This window comes from Pseudoxanthomonas beigongshangi (assembly GCF_016820515.1).
Lineage (GTDB): Bacteria > Pseudomonadota > Gammaproteobacteria > Xanthomonadales > Xanthomonadaceae > Pseudoxanthomonas_A > Pseudoxanthomonas_A beigongshangi.
On sequence record NZ_JADHDV010000002.1, the window covers coordinates 178,031 to 196,462 of the forward strand.

The 18,432-nt window shown below is 66.6% G+C and carries 20 protein-coding genes; 14 read left to right on the top strand and 6 right to left on the bottom strand.

Translation table 11 applies throughout. From position 1 onward, the window contains the following. Positions 1 to 4 precede the first annotated feature (4 nt). From IQ458_RS02325 to IQ458_RS02350, 6 genes are all read left to right on the top strand, one after another. Positions 5 to 934, top strand: a complete 930-nt coding sequence (locus tag IQ458_RS02325; RefSeq protein WP_183641752.1) for an ArsR/SmtB family transcription factor — start codon at positions 5 to 7, stop codon at positions 932 to 934. Next, complete coding sequence (locus tag IQ458_RS02330) at positions 931 to 2,019, top strand: homocysteine S-methyltransferase family protein (RefSeq protein ID WP_203321779.1); 1,089 nt, start codon at positions 931 to 933, stop codon at positions 2,017 to 2,019. Before IQ458_RS02325 ends, IQ458_RS02330 begins: the two co-directional genes overlap by 4 nt. 8 nt (positions 2,020 to 2,027) lie before the next feature. After that, the gene (locus IQ458_RS02335; RefSeq protein ID WP_203321780.1) at positions 2,028 to 2,627 is read left to right on the top strand and encodes a short chain dehydrogenase; all 600 of its coding nucleotides are present in this window, start codon (positions 2,028 to 2,030) and stop codon (positions 2,625 to 2,627) included. Further along, complete coding sequence (gene metH / locus IQ458_RS02340) at positions 2,627 to 5,323, top strand: methionine synthase (protein WP_203321781.1); 2,697 nt, start codon at positions 2,627 to 2,629, stop codon at positions 5,321 to 5,323. Before IQ458_RS02335 ends, metH begins: the two co-directional genes overlap by 1 nt. A 330-nt stretch (positions 5,324 to 5,653) precedes the next feature. After that, on the top strand, positions 5,654 to 6,346 hold the full coding sequence (locus tag IQ458_RS02345) for a hypothetical protein (protein WP_203321782.1): 693 nt from the start codon (positions 5,654 to 5,656) through the stop codon (positions 6,344 to 6,346). Positions 6,347 to 6,366: 20 nt separating this feature from the next. Next, positions 6,367 to 7,521 carry an MFS transporter gene (locus IQ458_RS02350; protein WP_183644677.1) on the top strand — a complete coding sequence of 385 codons (1,155 nt, stop codon included), beginning with the start codon at positions 6,367 to 6,369 and terminating at the stop codon, positions 7,519 to 7,521. Here the strand turns inward: IQ458_RS02350 and IQ458_RS02355 are convergent. From IQ458_RS02355 to IQ458_RS02380, 6 genes are all read right to left on the bottom strand, one after another. Then, positions 7,518 to 8,225, bottom strand: coding sequence for an alpha/beta fold hydrolase (locus IQ458_RS02355; RefSeq protein ID WP_203321783.1), 708 nt, complete (start codon positions 8,223 to 8,225; stop codon positions 7,518 to 7,520). The genes IQ458_RS02350 and IQ458_RS02355 overlap by 4 nt on opposite strands. Positions 8,226 to 8,234: 9 nt before the next feature. Beyond that, positions 8,235 to 8,867, bottom strand: a complete 633-nt coding sequence (locus tag IQ458_RS02360; protein ID WP_203321784.1) for a DUF2058 domain-containing protein — start codon at positions 8,865 to 8,867, stop codon at positions 8,235 to 8,237. Positions 8,868 to 8,924: 57 nt separating this feature from the next. Next, positions 8,925 to 9,158 carry a SlyX family protein gene (locus tag IQ458_RS02365; protein WP_141453069.1) on the bottom strand — a complete coding sequence of 78 codons (234 nt, stop codon included), beginning with the start codon at positions 9,156 to 9,158 and terminating at the stop codon, positions 8,925 to 8,927. Next, positions 9,148 to 10,500 (bottom strand): UDP-glucose dehydrogenase family protein, encoded by a 1,353-nt coding sequence (locus IQ458_RS02370; RefSeq protein ID WP_203321785.1) that lies wholly within the window; start codon positions 10,498 to 10,500, stop codon positions 9,148 to 9,150. Before IQ458_RS02370 ends, IQ458_RS02365 begins: the two co-directional genes overlap by 11 nt. Before the next feature lie 31 nt (positions 10,501 to 10,531). Beyond that, positions 10,532 to 11,467 carry an FKBP-type peptidyl-prolyl cis-trans isomerase N-terminal domain-containing protein gene (locus IQ458_RS02375; protein ID WP_183641776.1) on the bottom strand — a complete coding sequence of 312 codons (936 nt, stop codon included), beginning with the start codon at positions 11,465 to 11,467 and terminating at the stop codon, positions 10,532 to 10,534. Positions 11,468 to 11,546: 79 nt separating this feature from the next. After that, the gene (locus tag IQ458_RS02380) at positions 11,547 to 12,080 is read right to left on the bottom strand and encodes a glutathione peroxidase (RefSeq protein ID WP_203321832.1); all 534 of its coding nucleotides are present in this window, start codon (positions 12,078 to 12,080) and stop codon (positions 11,547 to 11,549) included. Between the two features lie 159 nt (positions 12,081 to 12,239). Between IQ458_RS02380 and IQ458_RS02385 the strand changes: the two genes are divergently transcribed. From IQ458_RS02385 to IQ458_RS02420, 8 genes are all read left to right on the top strand, one after another. Next, a complete protein-coding gene (locus IQ458_RS02385; RefSeq protein WP_192197729.1) occupies positions 12,240 to 12,494 on the top strand; it encodes a hypothetical protein in 255 nt (84 codons plus the stop codon). Positions 12,495 to 12,497: 3 nt separating this feature from the next. Continuing rightward, a complete protein-coding gene (locus tag IQ458_RS02390) occupies positions 12,498 to 12,860 on the top strand; it encodes a GntR family transcriptional regulator (protein ID WP_183641782.1) in 363 nt (120 codons plus the stop codon). Further along, positions 12,860 to 13,735: an ABC transporter ATP-binding protein gene (locus tag IQ458_RS02395; protein WP_183641784.1), complete on the top strand. Its 876-nt coding sequence runs from the start codon at positions 12,860 to 12,862 to the stop codon at positions 13,733 to 13,735. Before IQ458_RS02390 ends, IQ458_RS02395 begins: the two co-directional genes overlap by 1 nt. After that, entirely contained in the window at positions 13,732 to 14,727 is a 996-nt protein-coding gene (locus IQ458_RS02400) for an ABC-2 transporter permease (RefSeq protein WP_183641789.1), read from the top strand. Before IQ458_RS02395 ends, IQ458_RS02400 begins: the two co-directional genes overlap by 4 nt. A gap of 71 nt (positions 14,728 to 14,798) precedes the next feature. After that, entirely contained in the window at positions 14,799 to 15,641 is an 843-nt protein-coding gene (locus IQ458_RS02405) for a hypothetical protein (RefSeq protein WP_203321786.1), read from the top strand. Between the two features lie 11 nt (positions 15,642 to 15,652). Then, the gene (locus IQ458_RS02410) at positions 15,653 to 16,192 is read left to right on the top strand and encodes a DUF2884 family protein (RefSeq protein WP_203321787.1); all 540 of its coding nucleotides are present in this window, start codon (positions 15,653 to 15,655) and stop codon (positions 16,190 to 16,192) included. A gap of 81 nt (positions 16,193 to 16,273) precedes the next feature. Next, a complete protein-coding gene (locus IQ458_RS02415; RefSeq protein WP_235996584.1) occupies positions 16,274 to 17,500 on the top strand; it encodes a serine hydrolase domain-containing protein in 1,227 nt (408 codons plus the stop codon). Between the two features lie 85 nt (positions 17,501 to 17,585). Next, positions 17,586 to 18,431 carry a DUF2268 domain-containing putative Zn-dependent protease gene (locus IQ458_RS02420; protein ID WP_203321788.1) on the top strand — a complete coding sequence of 282 codons (846 nt, stop codon included), beginning with the start codon at positions 17,586 to 17,588 and terminating at the stop codon, positions 18,429 to 18,431. The last annotated feature ends 1 nt before the right edge of the window (position 18,432 follow it).

An 18,432-nucleotide genomic window follows, 5' to 3' on the forward strand; every position in this document is an offset into this window, starting at 1 on the left:
ATTTATGGATCTGGAAGCCTGGTCGAGCCGACTCAAGGTCTTCGCCGATGCGACCCGCGTGCGCCTGCTGGCCCTGCTGGCCGGCGAGGAACTGACCGTGGCCGAGCTCTCCGCCATCACCCAGCTCGCCCAGCCCCGCGTGTCCACCCACCTGGCCAAACTCAAGGAAGCCGGCCTGGTGCGCGACCGGCGCGCCGGCGTGTCCGCCTATTATCGCTTCGACGAGGACAAACTGGACCCGGCCCAGCGGGACTTGTGGCGGGCCCTGAAAGAAGGCAGCGACGACCCCCTGCTGCGCCAGGACGCCGAGCGCCTGCCGGCGGTGCTGGCCAGCCGCGCCGCCGACCAGAACTGGGCCGACTCGGTGGCCGGCGACATGGAACGCCATTATTCCCCCGGCCGCACCTGGGAGGCACTGGCGCGAACCGCCCTGCCCCTGCTGGAAACCGGCGACGTGCTCGACATCGCCTCCGGCGATGGCGTGCTGGCGGAACTGCTGTCGCCGCATTCGCACCGCTATGTCTGCATCGATACCAGCGCCCGCGTGGTCGCCGCCGCCGGCGAGCGGTTGCGCCGCTTTCCCAATGTGGAAGTCCGCGAGGGCGACATGCACGCCCTGCCCTTCAAGGACGGCAGTTTCGATCTGGTGGTGCTGATGCATGCACTGACCTATGCCAGCAAGCCGGCCCAGGCGGTCGCCGAAGCCGCGCGCGTGCTGCGCAAGGGCGGGCGCCTGCTGCTGAGCAGCCTGGGCAAGCACGAGCATCGCGCCGTGGTCGAATCCTACGGCCACGTCAATCTCGGCTTCACCGAGAAGGAACTGCGCAAGTTCGCCGAAAAGGCCGGGCTGCAGATCGTGAGCGCCGAGACCGTCACCCGCGAACGCCGTCCGCCGCATTTCGAAGTCATTTCCCTGCTGGGAGTCAAACCATGAACACCCTTCCCTGGCTGCACCCGCAGCGCGTGCGGTTGCTGCTCGACGCCCTCGAGCAACGCATCCTGATCATCGACGGCGCGATGGGCACCATGATCCAGCGCCACGGCCTGCAGGAAGCCGATTATCGCGGCGAGCGGTTCGTGGACGGCTTCGACAGCCGGCAGCCGGAACATGGACACGGCCCCGGTTGCGGCCATGATCTGAAGGGCAACAACGACCTGCTGCTGCTGACCAAACCCGAGGTCATCGCCGGTGTGCATACCGCGTACCTGGAAGCCGGCGCGGATCTGGTCGAGACCAATACCTTCAACGCGACCGCGGTCAGCCAGGCCGACTACCACCTGGAACACCTGGTCTACGAATTGAACAAGGCCGGCGCACAGGTCGCGCGCGCGTGTTGCGATGAGGTCGAAGCGAAGACGCCGGACAAGCCGCGTTTCGTCATCGGCGTGCTCGGCCCGACCAGCCGCACCGCCTCGATCAGCCCCGACGTCAATGATCCGGGTTTCCGCAACACCAGCTTCGACGAACTGCGCGCCACCTACCGCGAGGCCATCGACGGCCTGATCGACGGTGGCGCGGATTGCCTGATGGTGGAAACCATCTTCGACACCCTCAACGCCAAGGCCGCGCTGTTCGCCATCGAGGAAGCCTTCGACGCCCGTGGCGCGCGCCTGCCGATCATGATCTCCGGCACCATCACAGACGCGTCCGGACGCACCCTGTCCGGGCAGACCGCGGAAGCGTTCTACACCTCCATGGCACACAGCCGACCGCTGTCCATCGGCCTGAACTGCGCGTTGGGCGCGCGCGATCTGCGCGAGCACGTGGAAACCCTGGCCAACGTGGCTGACGGCTACGTCAGTGCCCACCCCAACGCCGGCCTGCCCAACGCCTTCGGCGAATACGACGAAACGCCGGAGGAAATGGCGGCCACGTTGAAGGAATTCGCCCAGTCCGGCCTGCTGAACCTAGTGGGCGGCTGCTGCGGCACCTCGCCCGCGCACATCCAGGCCATCGCCCAGGCGGTGGCGGGAATTCCACCGCGGCGCCTGAGGCAGCCGCTGGCCCGGGCCGCCTGAGCGCGCGCATGAAGATTCTCGTGGTGGGGGCCAGCGGCACCCTGGGACGCGCGGTGGCTCGGCATCTGGGCGAGCGTCACCAGGTGTTCACCGCGGGCCGCAACAGCGGCGAGCATCGCGTCGATCTGCGCGATGACGCCAGCGTGGGCGCCCTGTTCGCCGCGACCGGACAACTCGACGCCATCGTCAGCGCCGCCGGCAGCGTGCATTTCGGTCCGCTGGACGGGATGACCGCCGCCCAGTTCGACACCGGCCTGCAGGACAAGCTGCTCGGCCAGGTGCGGCTGGCGCTCATCGGCCAGCATCATCTGCGGGATGGCGGCTCGATTACGCTGACCACCGGCATCCTCGCCGAGCAGCCGATCCGCCAGGGCGCCAACGCCACCGCGGTCAATGCCGCGGTCGAGGGCTTCGTCCGCGCCGCCGCCTGCGAACTGCCGCGCGGACTGCGCATCAACGCCGTCAGCCCCACTGTGCTCAGCGAAGCCTGGGACGCCTACGCCGATTTCTTCCCCGGCTTCGAGCCGGTTTCCGCCGCCCGCGCCGCGCTGGCCTTCCAGCGCAGCATCGAAGGCGTGCAGACAGGACAGGTCTACAAGGTCTGGTAATGGACAACAACACATCCCCGCCCCGCTATACCCGCCTCTCCGGGCTCGAACCGCTGGTCATCACCCCGGACCTGCTGTTCGTCAACGTCGGCGAACGCACCAACGTCACCGGCAGCGCGCAGTTCCGCAAGCTGGTCAAGGAAGAACGCTACGAGGAAGCGGTCGAGGTCGCCCGCCAGCAGGTCGCCAGCGGCGCGCAGATCCTCGACGTCAACATGGACGAGGGCCTGATCGATTCCGAGAAGGCGATGAGCCGCTTCCTCAACCTGATCGCCTCCGAGCCGGACATCGCCCGCATCCCGGTGATGGTCGATTCCTCCAAGTGGACCGTCATCGAAGCCGGCCTGAAATGCCTGCAGGGCAAGGGCGTGGTCAACTCCATCTCGCTGAAGGAAGGCGAGGAAGCCTTCATCGAGCACGCCCGCAAGGTACTGCGCTATGGCGCGGCCGCCGTGGTCATGGCGTTCGACGAAACCGGCCAGGCCGATACCTGCGAACGCAAGGTGGAGATCTGCACGCGCGCCTACCGAATCCTGACCGAGCAGGTCGGCTTCCCGCCGGAAGACATCATCTTCGATCCCAACATCTTCGCGGTCGCGACCGGCATCGAGGAGCATGACAACTACGCGGTGGACTTCATCGAGGCCACCCGCATCATCAAGCGCACGCTGCCGCACTGCCATGTGTCCGGCGGCGTCTCCAACGTCTCGTTCTCCTTCCGCGGCAACGAGACCGTGCGCCAGGCCATCCACTCGGTGTTCCTGTACCACGCCATCCAGGCGGGCATGGACATGGGCATCGTCAACGCCGGCGCGATGCCGATCTATGACGACCTGGACCCGGAACTGCGCGAGCGAGTGGAAGACGTCATCCTCAACCGCCGCAGCGACGCGACCGAGCGGTTGCTGGAAATCGCCGACCGCTACAAGGGCAAGAAGGGCGAAAGCAAGACCGAGGATCTGGCCTGGCGCGGCAAGCCGGTGCGCGAGCGCCTGGCGCACGCGCTGGTGCACGGCATCGATGCGTTCGTCGAGGAAGACACCGAGGAAGCGCGGCAGCAGGCGACACGGCCGCTGGACGTGATCGAAGGTCCGCTGATGGACGGCATGAACGTGGTCGGCGATCTGTTCGGCGCCGGCAAGATGTTCCTGCCGCAGGTGGTGAAGTCGGCGCGGGTCATGAAGAAGGCCGTGGCCTACCTGCTGCCGTTCATCGAGGCGGAAAAACTGAAGACCGGCGACGCCGGCAAGTCCAACGGCAAGATCGTGATGGCCACGGTCAAGGGCGACGTCCACGACATCGGCAAGAACATCGTCGGCGTGGTCCTGGCCTGCAACAACTTCGACGTGGTCGATCTGGGCGTGATGGTGCCGGCGCAGAAAATCCTCGATACCGCCCGTGCCGAGAACGCGGACATCATCGGCCTGTCCGGCCTGATCACGCCTTCGCTGGAGGAGATGACCCACGTCGCCCGCGAGATGCAACGCCAGGGGTTTTCCATGCCGCTGCTGATTGGTGGCGCAACCACGTCGCGCGCGCATACCGCGCTGAAGATCGATCCGCACTACGACGCACCGACCGTCTGGGTGAAGGACGCCTCGCGCGCGGTCGGCGTGGCGCAATCGCTGATTTCGCGCGACATGCGCGCGGCCTTCGTCGCCGCCAACGACGCCGACTATGCCGAGATCCGGCAGCGCCACCGCAACCGTGGCGACGCCAAGCGGCTGGTTTCGCTGGAGAAGGCGCGCGGGCAGAAGTTCGACGGCGGCTGGGACACTTACGACCCGCCCGCGCCACGCCAGCCCGGCATCACCGCGCTGGACGACTATCCGCTGGCCGAACTGGTCGAATACATCGACTGGACGCCGTTCTTCCAGGCTTGGGAACTGGCCGGCAAGTATCCGGCCATCCTGACCGACGAGGTCGTTGGCCCGCAGGCCAGCGAGTTGTACCGCGATGCGCGCGCGATGCTGGACCGGATCATCCGCGAGCGCTGGCTGACCGCGCGCGGCGTGTTCGGCCTGTGGCCGGCGCAGTCGACCGGCGACGACGTCGTCATCCAGACCGAAGGGGGTCCGCAGACCCTGCATTTCCTGCGCCAGCAGGTCGACAAGCCGGTCGAACGCCCTGACTTCTGCCTGGCCGATTTCATCGCGCCGCAGGCATCGGGCAAGGCCGACTGGATCGGCATGTTCGCGGTCACCGCCGGTATCGGCATCGACGAGCACGTGGCGCGCTTCGAGGCCGATCACGACGACTACAACGCGATCCTGCTCAAGGCGCTGGCCGACCGCCTGGCCGAAGCCTTCGCCGAGCGCCTGCACCAGCGCGTGCGCACCGAGTTCTGGGGCTTTGCCGCCGACGAATCACTGGACAACGACGCGCTGATCGCCGAGGGCTACCGCGGCATCCGTCCCGCGCCCGGGTATCCGGCCTGCCCGGAGCACAGCGAGAAGGCCACGCTGTTCCGGCTGCTCGATGCCGGTTCGAACGCCGGCATGACCCTGACCGAAAGCTTCGCCATGCTGCCGACCGCGGCGGTATCGGGGTACTACTTCAGCCATCCGCAGAGCCAGTACTTCGTGGTCGGCCGGCTGTCCAAGGAGCAGGTTGCCGACTATGCGCGCCGCAAGGGCGTGGACCTGGTCCAGGCCGAGCGCTGGTTGGCGTCGAATCTGGATTACGACCCGGAATAGGGCCGGGATTCGGGATGACCGGCCATGCGGCCGTTGAAAGCCGGGAATCGGGAATCGGGAATCGGGAATCGGGAAAGGCTCGGCTTTTGCCTCCCCCTTTGCAAAAGGGGGATTGAGGGGGATTTGCTTTTCGCGCAAAGAGCCAATCCCCCGTCACCTGCTCCGCAGGTGCCCGCCCCCTTTTTCGCTTTCAACAGCCGAATGGCTGGTCAAGGGGGCTACCTGCGCCTTGTGGAACAACAGGGTTGGAAAGCACGCCGCATCATGCCGCGGCAAGCTCGTCCAGCGCGCATCGTTTAGGATCCGCGTTCCCTACCGCATCGCCTCCGCATGGACGCTGCCCAGAGCACCAACGCCGCCTTCCTGCTCAAGCATGCCGCGCCCGGGCGCATCGGCCTCTACGGCGGGCGTGACTGGATCAACAAGCTGATCCGCAAGGCGCAGGGGCCGTTGACGGGCGATGGCCATCGCAGCTTGTGGTCGCACGCATTCATCTTCATGGAACAGCGCGTGGACGGGCACTGGTGGGTGCTGGAGTCGGATCTGGATCTGCGCTACCGCCAGATTCGCCTCGGCGTGCAGGAAAACCGGCTGGCCCGCTATTTCGACGAGGAGACGTTCCCCAACCTCGCCGTGCTGGACTTCGGACTGGACGAGACCCAGATCCGGCAGGTGCAGGTCGCCGGGCTGGAACTGCTGGCCGGCTTGTCCAGCTATTCGCTGGGCGAACTGGTCGGCACGCTGTTCGCCCTGCACAGTACGCGCCTGCGCCAACGCGACAATCTGCTGGCCAAGGAAGGCGCGCTGTACTGTTCGGCGCTGGTCCAGCACTGCTATGCCGCCGCCGGACTGGAATTCGTTCCCGGCGTGCCGGGCAAGAACGTGGCCCCGCACGACCTCTACGATTCGCCGCTGCCGCACCAGAGCCATTCGCTGATCCGGGATCTGGGCATCTCGCGCCTGCGCCGGCTGGCGCACGGCACCCGCGAACTGCTGGCTGCCCCCGTGCAGGATCTGCTGTGACACCGTCCGCCGCCGTTCCGATGGCGCGGCTGTCCAGCTTCTATCTCGCGTACTACGCCGCACTGGGTGCGTTCTCGCCCTACTGGAGCCTGTTCCTGCAATCGCGTGGCATGCAGGTCGGCGCAATCAGCGTACTGATGAGCCTGTGGTATGCCACCCGCATACTCGCGCCCAGCACCTGGACCACGCTGGCGGCACGTTCGCCGCGCCCCATCCGCTGGCTGCACCTGGGATGCTGGCTGACCCTGCTGGCGTTCGCGCTCTTCCTGCTGCCGCTGGGATTCACCGGCCTGTTCGTGGTGATGTGCGCGTTCTGCTTCGCCTACAACGCGGTGATGCCGCAATTCGAATCGATCACCCTGGGCCATCTCGCCGCGCAGCCGCATCGCTACGGCCAGGTGCGGGTCTGGGGTTCGATCGGCTTCATCATGGTGGTGTCCTCGTACGGGCCACTGCTCGACCGTTTCGGTGCCGGCAGCCTGCCCTGGCTGATGCTGCCGCTGCTGGCCGCGCTGCTGGCCTCGGCCTACGCCAACCATTACGAGCATCCGCCGCGGGAAGCGGATTCCCCGGACCAGGCCGGTTTCCGGGCACGCCTGAAGCAACCTGCGGTGCGCGCGTTCTTCGTCGCCGCCTTCCTCATCCAGATCTCGTTCGGCCCCTACTACACCTTTTTCGCCATCTATTTGAGCGAGCACGGCTACTCCGCCTCCCGCCTGGGCCTGTTCTGGACGGTCGGCGTACTCGCCGAGATCGGCGTGTTCTTCCTGTCGGCGCGGATTTTCCGGCGTTGGGACGCGGGCAAGGTGATGGCGGTGGCGATGCTCAGCGCCGCCCTGCGCTGGTGGGCGACCGCGCTCTGGCCGGACAACGCCTGGCTACTGGGACTGGCGCAAATCACCCATGCGCTCAACTTCGGCGGGTTCTTCGCCGCCGCGATGCAACTGCTCGCCCGATTCTTCCCCGGTCGGCTCAATGGCCATGGCCAGGGCGTGTTCTATGGCCTCTCCTCCGGCATTGGCGGCGTGGCCGGCGCCCTGATCGCCGGTCAGTTGTGGCGCTTCAGCGGCTCCGTGGCGTTCGCGGCCGCGGGTGGCTTCGCCCTGCTCGCCGCGCTCATCGCCTGGCGCTGGCTGGTGCCCCCACGCGCCACCGCCCATCCTGCGGTGGGCTAGGCAAGCCCTCGCCGTTCGAGGAATCCGGTAATCGCCGCGACGGCGGCGTCGGTGGCGACCTGGAACAGGAAATGCGGCGCGTCGATCCGGCGCAACTCGGCATCCCGCGCCAGTTGAAGCACCTGGTTCCCGGCCCACCGGCCGATGAGGCGATCCCGCGTCCCTTGCAGATACAGCACCGGCACTTCCAGGCTTGCCAGCGTTTTCCCTGCATCGCTGCGCAATGCCGCCAGCGCGCGACGCCGCAGCACTTCCATCGGAATGGTCCGGAGCACCGACGGCAATTCCGCCCTCAGTTCGCGCCCCGCGCCGCGGCCGGCGAGCATCCGTTCCAGCAACAGGCCCGGCGGCAGCGTCGCCGGCAGATGTTCCAGCACACCAGCCAACAGGCGACTGGCCGGCAACGGCGAGGACACGAAGCTCGCGGCCAGCACCAGCGCGCGCAGTCCCTGCGGGAATCGGCCCGCGAGCTCGGCCGCCAGCGGTCCCGCGAAGGATTCGGCGATCAGGACGAAGTCGCGGTCCCGGGGCAACCGCGGTGCGAGCGCGTCGGCCAACGGCGAATAGCCGTCGAACCGACGGCTGTCATAGGCCAGCGTACGGACCTCGAAATCCGTGTCCAGGCAGCGGACCAGATTCCGGTAAAGGTGCCCGGTTCCATCCAGGCCGGGCAGCAGGCACAGCGTCGGCGCCCGCGTGTTCACCGGGACGGCTTACCAGACCAGATCGTCGGGTACCTGGAATTTGGGATCCGCGTAGGGATCGGCTTCGGCCGGCGCATCGGGATCGACCTTCAACGCGACCGCAGGCGCGAACGTGGCCTCGGCCTGCGCCAGCACATCCGCGCTCACCAGCAGGTAGCGGCCATTCAACTGGACCACGCCCAGTTCGCCCGCATTGAGCGCCTTGAGCTGGGCTTCGTTGACATAGATTCGCTTGATCTTGCCGCCATACGGAAAATGCCGCGCGATTTCCGCCGCGGGATCATTCAGCGCCTGATCCTTCAGCAGGGTTTCCAGCCGCGCCTTGGCCTCGCGGCGCAGGCGCGCCTCTTCCTGCTTCTGGCGTTCGGTCTCGATACGCTCGTCCTTTTCCTTCTGCGCGCGGATCGCGTAGGCCTTGGCGAGATCGATGTCGCCCTCGCGCTTGCCGCCCTTGCCCTGGCCTGCCGGCAGATGCGGCTTGCCGGGCCTGCCGCCCGGCTTCCCCTTGTTGGCCTGTCCCGGCTTGCCGGGATGCCTGCCCTGGGGCTTGTTGGGATGCTGGCCGGCCTGCGGCTTGCGCTCGGGTTTCGGCGCGGGCTTGAAGCCCAGGCCGAGGAGTTGATCGCGGAGGGAATCGCTCATTGCGGGTAATTCGGCGGTGAACACAGCGCGCCCGTGGCGGGCGCGGTGCCAAGCGTATCAATAATGCGGCGGCGGCGGCTCGTCGGCGGGATCGGCGTACAGCTCGCCCCGCAGCTTGCGCAGGTCCGACAACAGGTTCATCAGCAGCTCGGTGTTGCGCCCGCTCTCGGCGCGGGCGTCGGCCAGGGCCTCGCTCAGCTCGGCCATGGCCTGCTCCTGGAAGGTCAGGCGTGTCTCCAGTTCGACCAGGCGCTGTTCCAGCCGGTCCTGCGCGAACAGGTCACTCGGCATGGATGGAACGTCCGCGGCCGATGCCGTAGTACGCGAGGCCGGCCTGTTCGACTTCGGCCGGCTCGTAGAGATTGCGGCCGTCGAAAATCACCGCGTCCTTGAGCAGGCTCTTGAGCCGGGAGAAATCCGGGCTGCGGAACTGCTTCCATTCGGTCACCACCACCAGCGCATCGGCACCGTCCAGCGCGGACGCGGCGGAGTCGCACAGCACCAGATCATCGCGCTCGCCGAAGATGCGGCGCGCTTCATGGCTGGCTTCCGGATCGTAGGCGCGGACCTTGGCGCCGCCCTCCCACAACTGCGCCAGCAGGCGACGGCTGGAAGCTTCGCGCATGTCGTCGGTGTTGGGCTTGAATGCCAGTCCCCACACCGCGAAGGTGCGACCGCGCACGCCCTCGTCCTCGCCACGGTCGTAGTGGCGCTGGATCAGTTCGTACAGGTGTCCCTTCTGGGCGTCGTTGACCTCTTCCACGGCGTCGAGCAGGCGCGGCGTGTAGCCATGCTGCTGGGCGGTGCGGGCCAGCGCCTGCACGTCCTTGGGGAAGCAGGAACCGCCATAACCGGCGCCCGGATAGATGAAATACCAGCCGATGCGCGGATCCGAGCCGATGCCCTGGCGGACATGCTCGACGTCGGCGCCGACACGCTCGGCGATGTTGGCGATCTCGTTCATGAAACTGATCTTGGTCGCCAGCATCGCGTTGGCCGCGTACTTGGTCAGTTCCGCCGAACGCACGTCCATCACCACGATGCGCTCGTGGTTGCGGTTGAATGGCGCGTACAGGCGCTTGAGCTTCTCGACCGCGGCCGGATTGTTGGCGCCGATGACGATGCGGTCCGGGCGCATGCAGTCCTTGACCGCGTCGCCCTCCTTCAGGAATTCCGGGTTGGAGACCACATCGAACGGGATCTCCACGCCGCGCTTTTGCAGCTCCGCCTGGATCGCGTCACCCACGCGATCGGCGGTGCCGACCGGCACCGTCGACTTGTCGACCACCACGGTCGGCCGATGGATGTGCTGGCCGATGGTGCGGGCCACCGCCAGCACGTATTGCAGATCCGCGCTGCCATCCTCGTCCGGCGGCGTGCCCACGGCGATGAAGATCACCTCGCCGTGCGCGATCGCTTCGGCCGCGTCGGTGGTGAAACGCAGGCGGCCGGCTGCATGGTTGGCCTTGACCATCGGCTCCAGCCCGGGCTCGTAGATCGGGATGACACCGTTGTTCAGGCCTTCGACCTTGGCGGCATCGATATCGACGCAGATGATGTCGTGGCCGACCTCGGCCAGACAGGTACCCGTCACCAGGCCGACATAACCGGTGCCGAAGATCGCTACTCGCATGCTGGAATTCCGTTGTGGGGGAGAACGGGCTTTATTGCAGGATGCCCATCAACTCAACGTCAAAAGTAAGCGTGGCGTCCGGCCCGATCTTGCCGCCGGGCGCGCCTTCCTTGCCGTAGGCGAGGTCGCCGGGAATCCAGAAACGGTACTTGGCGCCGACGGGCATCAGCGAAACGCCCTCGGTCCAGCCGGGGATCACCTGGTTCAGGCCAAACTCAGCCGGCTGGCCACGATCGTAGGAACTGTCGAATACGGTGCCGTCCAGCAACGCGCCGACATAGTTCACGCGCACTCGGCTGCTCGGGGTCGGACGCGCGCCGTTGCCTTCGCGCAGCACCATGTACTGCAGGCCCGACGGCGTGGTGATCACGCCCTTCTTGGCCTTGTTCTCGGCCAGGAACTTGCTGCCTTCGTTGCGGTTGCGCTGCGCGCTCTCGCTCTGCCGGCGGATCATGAAGGCTTCCATCGTCGCCTTCGCGTCTTCGGCGGTCAGCAGCGGCTTGGCGCTCTTGTCCAGCGCGGTGCGCATGCCCTGCATCACCACCGCCATGTCCAGATCCTGCTTCAGCGGGGCCAGCGACGGTCCCACCATGTAGCTGCCCAGCATCAGGCCGACCTTGTCCTTGGCCACGGCCGGCGGCGGGCTGCCCGGCGGCATGCCCGGGATCTGCTGGCCCTGGCTGGCGGCCAGGTTGATGCGCAGCGCCTGGTCGGTGGCCTGCGCCTCTTCCTGGCTGATCAGCGGCTTGCCACCGTCCATCGCGTTCTTCATGGCGCGCTCGAACGCGGCCAGGTCAATGAACTTCGCAATCGGTTCGAACGACTGGCCCAGATCCAGGCCGACCGAGTAGCTGACCTTTTCGCGCTCATTCGTCAGCGCGGTTTTTTCCTGTGCAGACACGCTGCCTCCCAGCATCGAAAAAGTGATTGCCACAACCGCGGCGAAACCGCGCACCGACCGCTTCATCCCTCGACTCCTCGCAACTTGCCGCGATGGCGGCACCAATCCCGTATTGTCGCACGCAAGCTACGGCCGCGTGCAGGGTTCAACGCCGCGAGGCCTTCAGTTCGCGCTCGATGGCGGCCACCAGAGCCGGGTCATCCGGCTTGATCTTGCTGGGGAAATTCGCCACCACCCGGCCATCGCGCGCGACCAGGTACTTGTGGAAATTCCAGCCCGGCGCGACGCCGGTGGCCTGGCTGAGCGAGCGATACAACGGCGTGGTTTCCGGGCCGATCACGTGCACCTTCTCGAACATCGGGAACTTGACTCCGTAGGTCAGCGTGCAGAACTCCTGGATCTGCTGCTCGTTGCCGGGTTCCTGGCCCTTGAAATCATTGGACGGAAAGCCAAGCACCGCGAATCCGTGCCCGGCGTACTTCCGGTGCAGCGCTTCCAGGCCCTCGTACTGCGGCGTGAAGCCGCATTTGCTGGCGGTGTTGACGATCAGCAGGACCTGCCCGGCGTACTTCTCGTTCAGCCGGACCGGGGTCTTGCCGGCCAGCGGCCGATAGCTGACGTCCAGCAGCCCGGCGGCCCAGACGCTTCCCGCCGCCACCAAAGCGACGATTAAAGTCATGTTTTTCAGCCATTTGCGCTTCATCTGGAGTTCCTGCCGGTCGGGGGCGACAAGTATGCCTTCAGTTGGGTTACGAAACGGCGCCCGGGTAGTTGACGGCCTGTGTTCTGGTGTTATAGTTACATACAACACCACTCACCCAATGAAGGGGGAGACGCAATGAAACCGAAACTGCTCAATACGCTGTCCGGCCTGGCGGCCAGTGGCGCCCTCCTGACCCTGGGTCTGCTGATGGGCACCACCGGGACCCGCCAGCGGAATGCCATGGAAGGCAGTCCTTTGGCCGGCGTCGATTCCACCATCGAAGCCGCGGCCGCCGCCGAGGATGCGCAGGTCCACCCGCGCCGCCGCGCCCGCGCCACGCTGTCGATGCCCTATTTCTCATTCGCGCAGTCGCTGCGCCCACGGGGTTGAGCCATGGTCAACATCCAGTGGAGCGACGGTGCTCCCATCTACCGCCAACTGAAGGATCGGGTGATCGCCATGATGCTAGACGGAGTTCTGAAACCGGGCGACGCCCTCCCCTCCGTCCGCCAGGTGGCGGCCGAGTACCAGCTCAATCCGATCACCGTCTCGCGCGCCTACCAGGAACTGGCCGACGAGGCGCTGGTGGAGAAGCGCCGCGGGCTGGGCATGTTCGTCACCGACGAGGCTTCCAAGAAGTTGCTCAAGAGCGAACGCGAGCGCTTCCTGCACGATGAATGGCCGGCCGTGGCCCAGCGCATCGAACGCCTGGGGCTGTCGATCGAGGAACTGCTGCAAGTCAAGGGGAACAAGTGATGAGCGCCGTGATTTCCAATCCCGTGGTGACCGCCCAGGGCCTGCGCAAGGCCTACCGGAGCAAGCTGGCGCTGGACAACACCAGCTTCCAGATCGAGGCCGGCAAGATCATCGGCCTGATTGGCCCCAACGGCGCCGGCAAGACCACCGCGCTGAAGGCCATCCTCGGGCTGACCCCGTTCGAGGGCGACCTGAAGGTACTGGGCCTGGATCCGCGCAAGCAGCGTGGCCAGTTGATGAACGACGTGTGCTTCATCGCCGACGTGGCGGTGCTGCCGCGCTGGATGCGGGTTCGCGAGGCCATCGATTTCGTGGCCGGCGTGCATCCCCGCTTCGACCGCGCAAAATGCGAGCGTTTCCTGGCCAACACCCAGTTGCGCCCGGACCTGCGGGTCCGCGAGATGTCCAAGGGCATGATCGTGCAGTTGCACCTGGCCCTGGTGATGGCGATCGACGCCCGCCTGCTGGTGCTGGACGAGCCGACCCTCGGCCTGGACATCCTCTATCGCAAGCAGTTCTACCAGCGCCTGCTGGAGGACTACTTCGACGAGCAGAAGACCATCATCGTCACCACCCACCAGGTCGAGGAGATCGAACACATCCTCACCGACGTGATGTTCATCCGCGACGGCCGGATCGTGCTGACCGCGCAGATGGACGAGGTGGCCGAGCGCTACACGGAGTTGCTGGTCTCTTCCGACAAGGTCGAACAGGCGCGCGCCCTGAACCCCATCGACGAACGCGGCCTGCCGTTCGGCAAGAGCGTTTTCCTGTATGACGGCATCGACCGCGGCCGGCTCGCCGAACTGGGCGAGACGCGCAATCCCGGCCTGGCCGATCTGTTCGTCGCCATCATGAAAGGAACCTACGCATGAACACCGCCACCACTGTGCATGCCACCAAGGGCTCCGCCTTCAAGTGGCTGTTGAAACGGGAGTTCTGGGAAAACCGCGGCGGCTTCCTGTGGGCGCCGGTGATCACCGGCGCCATCATCACCGTGCTGTCCTTCATCGCCGCCATGATTGGGGTCATCAAGTTCTTCCAGGTGAAGAACGACATGGACTTCAACATGAACGTGGATGGTGACATGCTGGATCACGTCCGCCAGATCGGCCAGGTCGGCGACGGCATCCTGATGGGCGGCATGGGCCTGACCCAGATCGTGCTGGCGTTCGTGGTGTTCTTCTACGCCCTGGGCACCCTGCACGACGATCGCCGTGATCGCAGCATCCTGTTCTGGAAGTCGCTGCCCGTCACCGATACCCAGATGGTGCTGTCGAAAGCGACCTGGGCCCTGTTCCTGGGACCGCTGCTGGCCATCGGCATCGGCGTGCTGGTCGGCGTGGCGCTGTGGATCATCGCCGCCAGCGCGATGGGCATCATGGGCGTACCGGGTGGCTGGGCGATGTTCACCCATTCGCATCCGCTGAGCATCATCGCCAACGTGCTGTCGACCCTGCCGATCTACCTGTTCTGGGCGCTGCCCGCGGTGGGCTGGCTGATGTTCTGCTCGGCCTGGGCGCGCAGCAAGCCGTTCCTGTGGGCGGTGCTGATTCCGGTGCTGGCCTGCGTGATCATCAGCATGCTGGGCATCCTGGGCATCGACATCCCGTATGGCCCGCTCTGGTACACCGTGGTCTATCGCGGCCTGCTGAGCGTGGTGCCGGGAACCTGGTCACCGCTGAACCTGACCAACGACCAGTTGGCCGGCCAGAACGTCAACACCCCCGACGACCTGGTGCGGATGATGAACCTGGGCAACAACTGGCAGGTCTTCGGCACTGCCGACCTGTGGATCGGCGCGGTCATCGGCGCCGGCCTGATCGCCGCCGCCATCTACCTGCGCCGCTGGCGCGACAGCGAGTGATCCGGCCCGGGCGGCGGCGCCACGCCGCCGCCCACCCGGTCAACCACCCGCGTTCCGTATGGAGGATTCCCATGCACCGTGTTTTTCTGTCGCTGCCCGTCCTGGCCCTTGCCATCGCCATCGCGGCCCCGGCAATCGCCGCCGAAGACAATTGCAAGCACACCGAGCCCCGCCAACTCGACCTGGACATCGGCGATGCCAAGGCCGTGGTGTTCGACGTGGCCTCGCATGACCTGAAACTGGTGGCCCGCTCCGGCAACCACCACGGGCTGCGGGGCCGGGCCTGCGCCTCCGACGCCAAGCTGCTGCCGCAGTTGTCCGTCACCCAGCGCCGCGAGGGCGACAAGCTGGTGGTGCTCCTGCGACGCGAAGGCCGGAGCCAGGGCATTTTCTTCAGCAAGAACTACGCCTACCTGGAACTCGACGGCAGCGTGCCCGACGACATGCCGGTCCAGCTCAAGGTCGGGTCGGGGGACGCGGAGGTACGCGGTGCCGCCATCGTCAGCGCCGACGTCGGCTCCGGCGACGCGGTGATCCGCGAAACCCGCGGGCTGGTCGCCTTCGATGTCGGGTCCGGCGATGTCGAAGTCGATGGCGCCGGCTCGCTGAAAGGCATCAGCATCGGCTCCGGCGACGCGCAGGCGCGCCATGTCCGCGGGCCGGTCAGCATCGGCACCATCGGTTCGGGCGATTTCGACCTCGAGGATGGCCAGGGCCGGGTCGAGATCGAATCCATCGGCTCCGGCGATGCCGAGCTGTCCCGCATCGGCGGCGACGTTGTCATCGGCAGCGTCGGTTCCGGCAATGTCGGCGCGCGCGAAGTCCGCGGCGGCCTGACCGTGCGTTCCGTCGGCAGCGGCTCGATCGATCATTCCGGCGTCGCCGGCACCGTTTCCCTTCCCCGTCGCCATTGAGGAATTCCGCCATGCGCACTCCGTCCCTTTCCGCCAGCCTGGGCGTCGGCCTGGTCCTGGCCCTCTCGCTGGCCGCCTGCAAGCCGCAGGCCAGCATCGACAATGGCAACGGCAAGATCGCCCGCTTCGGCGACGGCGAACTCACCATCAACGCCAATGGTTATCCCAAGGCCAAAATCGGCGCCAACGGCGACCTGGTCATCGACGGCAAGGCGGTGGCGCTGACGCCGGATCAGCGCAAGCTGGTCTCGACCTACTACGGCGAACTGGAAGGCATCACCCAGGCCGGCATCGCGGTCGGCAAGCAGGGCGCCAAGATGGCCGGCAAGGCGGTCGGGGCGGCGATCAGCGGCGTGATCAGCGGCAACACCGACGACATCGACGCGCGGATGGACGCCGAGGCCAAGAAGATCGAGGCCGAGGCGAACAAGATCTGCACCCGCCTGACCGGACTGCGCACCGCCCAGGACGCGCTGGCGGCGCAGGTGCCGGCATTCCGTCCCTACGCCAACCTGGATCAGCAAGACATCGACGACTGCGGCAAGGACTGATCCTTCCGCAGGACCGGTCATTTTCCCGCCGCGGCAAGGGGTTTGCCGCGGCGGTTCCACGACAAGACGCGAGGCCGAACCATGAAAGGGATGTGGTCGCTGTTGTTGTGCCTGTGCACCGTCGCCGTCCCCGTTGCGGGCGTGGCCGCGGAAAGCGTCCCCGACCCGGTCGAAACGCTGATGCGGGAGGCCCGCGTGACCGGCCTCGCACTGGCCGTCATTCATGACGGCAAGGTGGCCGAGTTGAAGACCTACGGCCTGCGCGACGTCGAACGGAACCTGCCGCTGACGCCCGATACCACGATGTACGCCGCTTCGCTCACCAAGGGCGCATTCGCGTACGCGGTGATGGGGCTGGTGCGGGACGGGCGGCTGGATCTGGATCGCTCCATCGCCGACTACCTGCCCCGCCCGCTGCCGGAATACGAGAAGTACGCCGATCTGGCCGGCGACGAACGCTGGCGGCGACTTACCCCGCGCATGCTGCTGGCGCATACCGCCGGCTTCCCGAATTTCCGGTTCTTCACTCCGCAAGGCTACGACGAACACGCGAAGCTGGCCTTCGCGTTCGACCCCGGCAGCCGTTTCGCCTACTCCGGCGAGGGCATCAACCTGCTGCAGTTCGTGATCGAGCATGGCCTGGGCGTCGATGTCGGTACGCTGATGCAGGAACGGGTGTTCGATCGCTTCGGCATGCGCGGAAGCGGCATGACCTGGCGCGACGCGTTCGCCGCCAACCTGGCGCAGGGCTACGACGAGGGCGGGGAATCCCTCGGCCACAAGCAGCGCGGCGCGGTGCGGGCCGCCGGTTCGATGGATACCACCCTGCGCGATTTCGCGGCGTTCCTGGCCGGCCTGTCGCGCAACGAGGGGCTGGACGCCGGGACACGCGACGAATTGTTCGGCGCGCAGGTGCGCATCGATTCGGTCCAGCAGTTCCCCACCCTGTCCACCGAGACCACCACCGACAACGCGGCGATCGAACTGGCCTACGGGCTCGGCTGGAGCGTGTACCGGACGCAGGAAGGCCGGGCGTTCTTCAAGGGCGGGCATGACGACGGCACCCGCAACATCGCGGTGTGCGTGCGCGACGGGCGTGACTGCCTGCTGCTGATGAGCAACAGCTCCAATGCCGACAGCATTTTCCCCTATCTCATCGAGTACAAGCTGGGACCGGTCTGCTTTCCCTGGTACTGGCAAAGCTACCTGCCCTACGACCATCCTGAATTGCGCGCGCCGGATGCCAATGCGCAACCGCATCCCCCCTGCACCGGTTGGCCGCTGCCCGCCAAGGTTGCCTCCCGATGACCATTCGCCCGCGCCGGGTCACACCCGCGAGCCCCGCGCGTCCTGATCTCCGGACGCATCCCGCGCCGCTCTTCCAGGACTTCCCATGAAACGTCGACTTCCGCTGCTGCTGTCCCTGCTCGTGCCCGGTTTTGCGATCGCCGGCGAGCCCATCGATTTCCACTACACCAACCCGCAGGTGCTGGCGGCCACCGATGCCAAGGCCGTCGGCGAAGCCTGGTTCGCCCGCTGCGCGTCAGGCGGCCAGTTCGCGGACCTGGCGCGCGGCTACGCGCCGGATCCGCGCCTGACCCGCGAACAGCGCGAATCGGCCGAGAAGGGCTTCGATCGGGCCCGTTTCGAAAAAATCGCCCAATCCACCTATGACCGCGTGGTCACCGATCTGCCGCAGGGCCGGCTGACACTGTGCGTGGATTTCACCGCTCCGGACGACGCGTTCACGCGTGATCGCATGCAGGGCGTGATCGCGCTGACCGCCGGCAGCGGCAAAGTCGTCGTCAAGCTGCATCCACAGGCCGACTGGGCGAAGCTGCTGCCGTACGTGCTCGCGCACGAGCTCCATCACAGCTACTGGGCGCAGGAGCAGTTCCATCCGGATGCCGCGTTCACCCTCGCCGACTATCTGGTGTTCGAAGGCCGCGCCGATTACTACGCCAACCAGGTGTTCGGCGCGCACCCGGCGCCGTGGATCCACGCCCTGGACGACGCCCAATACAGCGCGACCCTGGCCGCGTTCCGTCCCAACCTGGGCGAGACCTCGCCGCAGGTATTGATGGGCTCGATGTTCGGCAATCCGCAGGCCGGTATCCCGATGTGGGCGGGCTACTCGGTGGGTCACCGTCTGGTCGCCGCGCGCCTGGACGGCAAGCCGCACGACTGGGCGGCCATCACCGCGATGAAGGCCGCCGAGTTCATTCCCGCGGCTGAATGAT

Excerpts from the sequence above, each read along its gene's own strand:
- IQ458_RS02370 (WP_203321785.1), bottom strand. The coding sequence starts at position 10,500 with ATGCGAGTAGCGATCTTCGGCACCGGTTATGTCGGCCTGGTGACGGGT.
- IQ458_RS02405 (WP_203321786.1), top strand. The coding sequence starts at position 14,799 with ATGCACCGTGTTTTTCTGTCGCTGCCCGTCCTGGCCCTTGCCATCGCC.
- IQ458_RS02325 (WP_183641752.1), top strand. The coding sequence starts at position 5 with ATGGATCTGGAAGCCTGGTCGAGCCGACTCAAGGTCTTCGCCGATGCG.
- IQ458_RS02350 (WP_183644677.1), top strand. The coding sequence starts at position 6,367 with ATGGCGCGGCTGTCCAGCTTCTATCTCGCGTACTACGCCGCACTGGGT.
- IQ458_RS02410 (WP_203321787.1), top strand. The coding sequence starts at position 15,653 with ATGCGCACTCCGTCCCTTTCCGCCAGCCTGGGCGTCGGCCTGGTCCTG.
- IQ458_RS02360 (WP_203321784.1), bottom strand. The coding sequence starts at position 8,867 with ATGAGCGATTCCCTCCGCGATCAACTCCTCGGCCTGGGCTTCAAGCCC.
- IQ458_RS02330 (WP_203321779.1), top strand. The coding sequence starts at position 931 with ATGAACACCCTTCCCTGGCTGCACCCGCAGCGCGTGCGGTTGCTGCTC.
- IQ458_RS02380 (WP_203321832.1), bottom strand. The coding sequence starts at position 12,080 with ATGACTTTAATCGTCGCTTTGGTGGCGGCGGGAAGCGTCTGGGCCGCC.
- IQ458_RS02335 (WP_203321780.1), top strand. The coding sequence starts at position 2,028 with ATGAAGATTCTCGTGGTGGGGGCCAGCGGCACCCTGGGACGCGCGGTG.
- IQ458_RS02420 (WP_203321788.1), top strand. The coding sequence starts at position 17,586 with ATGAAACGTCGACTTCCGCTGCTGCTGTCCCTGCTCGTGCCCGGTTTT.
- IQ458_RS02385 (WP_192197729.1), top strand. The coding sequence starts at position 12,240 with ATGAAACCGAAACTGCTCAATACGCTGTCCGGCCTGGCGGCCAGTGGC.
- IQ458_RS02375 (WP_183641776.1), bottom strand. The coding sequence starts at position 11,467 with ATGAAGCGGTCGGTGCGCGGTTTCGCCGCGGTTGTGGCAATCACTTTT.
- IQ458_RS02395 (WP_183641784.1), top strand. The coding sequence starts at position 12,860 with ATGAGCGCCGTGATTTCCAATCCCGTGGTGACCGCCCAGGGCCTGCGC.
- IQ458_RS02415 (WP_235996584.1), top strand. The coding sequence starts at position 16,274 with ATGAAAGGGATGTGGTCGCTGTTGTTGTGCCTGTGCACCGTCGCCGTC.
- metH (WP_203321781.1), top strand. The coding sequence starts at position 2,627 with ATGGACAACAACACATCCCCGCCCCGCTATACCCGCCTCTCCGGGCTC.
- IQ458_RS02400 (WP_183641789.1), top strand. The coding sequence starts at position 13,732 with ATGAACACCGCCACCACTGTGCATGCCACCAAGGGCTCCGCCTTCAAG.
- IQ458_RS02345 (WP_203321782.1), top strand. The coding sequence starts at position 5,654 with ATGGACGCTGCCCAGAGCACCAACGCCGCCTTCCTGCTCAAGCATGCC.
- IQ458_RS02390 (WP_183641782.1), top strand. The coding sequence starts at position 12,498 with ATGGTCAACATCCAGTGGAGCGACGGTGCTCCCATCTACCGCCAACTG.
- IQ458_RS02365 (WP_141453069.1), bottom strand. The coding sequence starts at position 9,158 with ATGCCGAGTGACCTGTTCGCGCAGGACCGGCTGGAACAGCGCCTGGTC.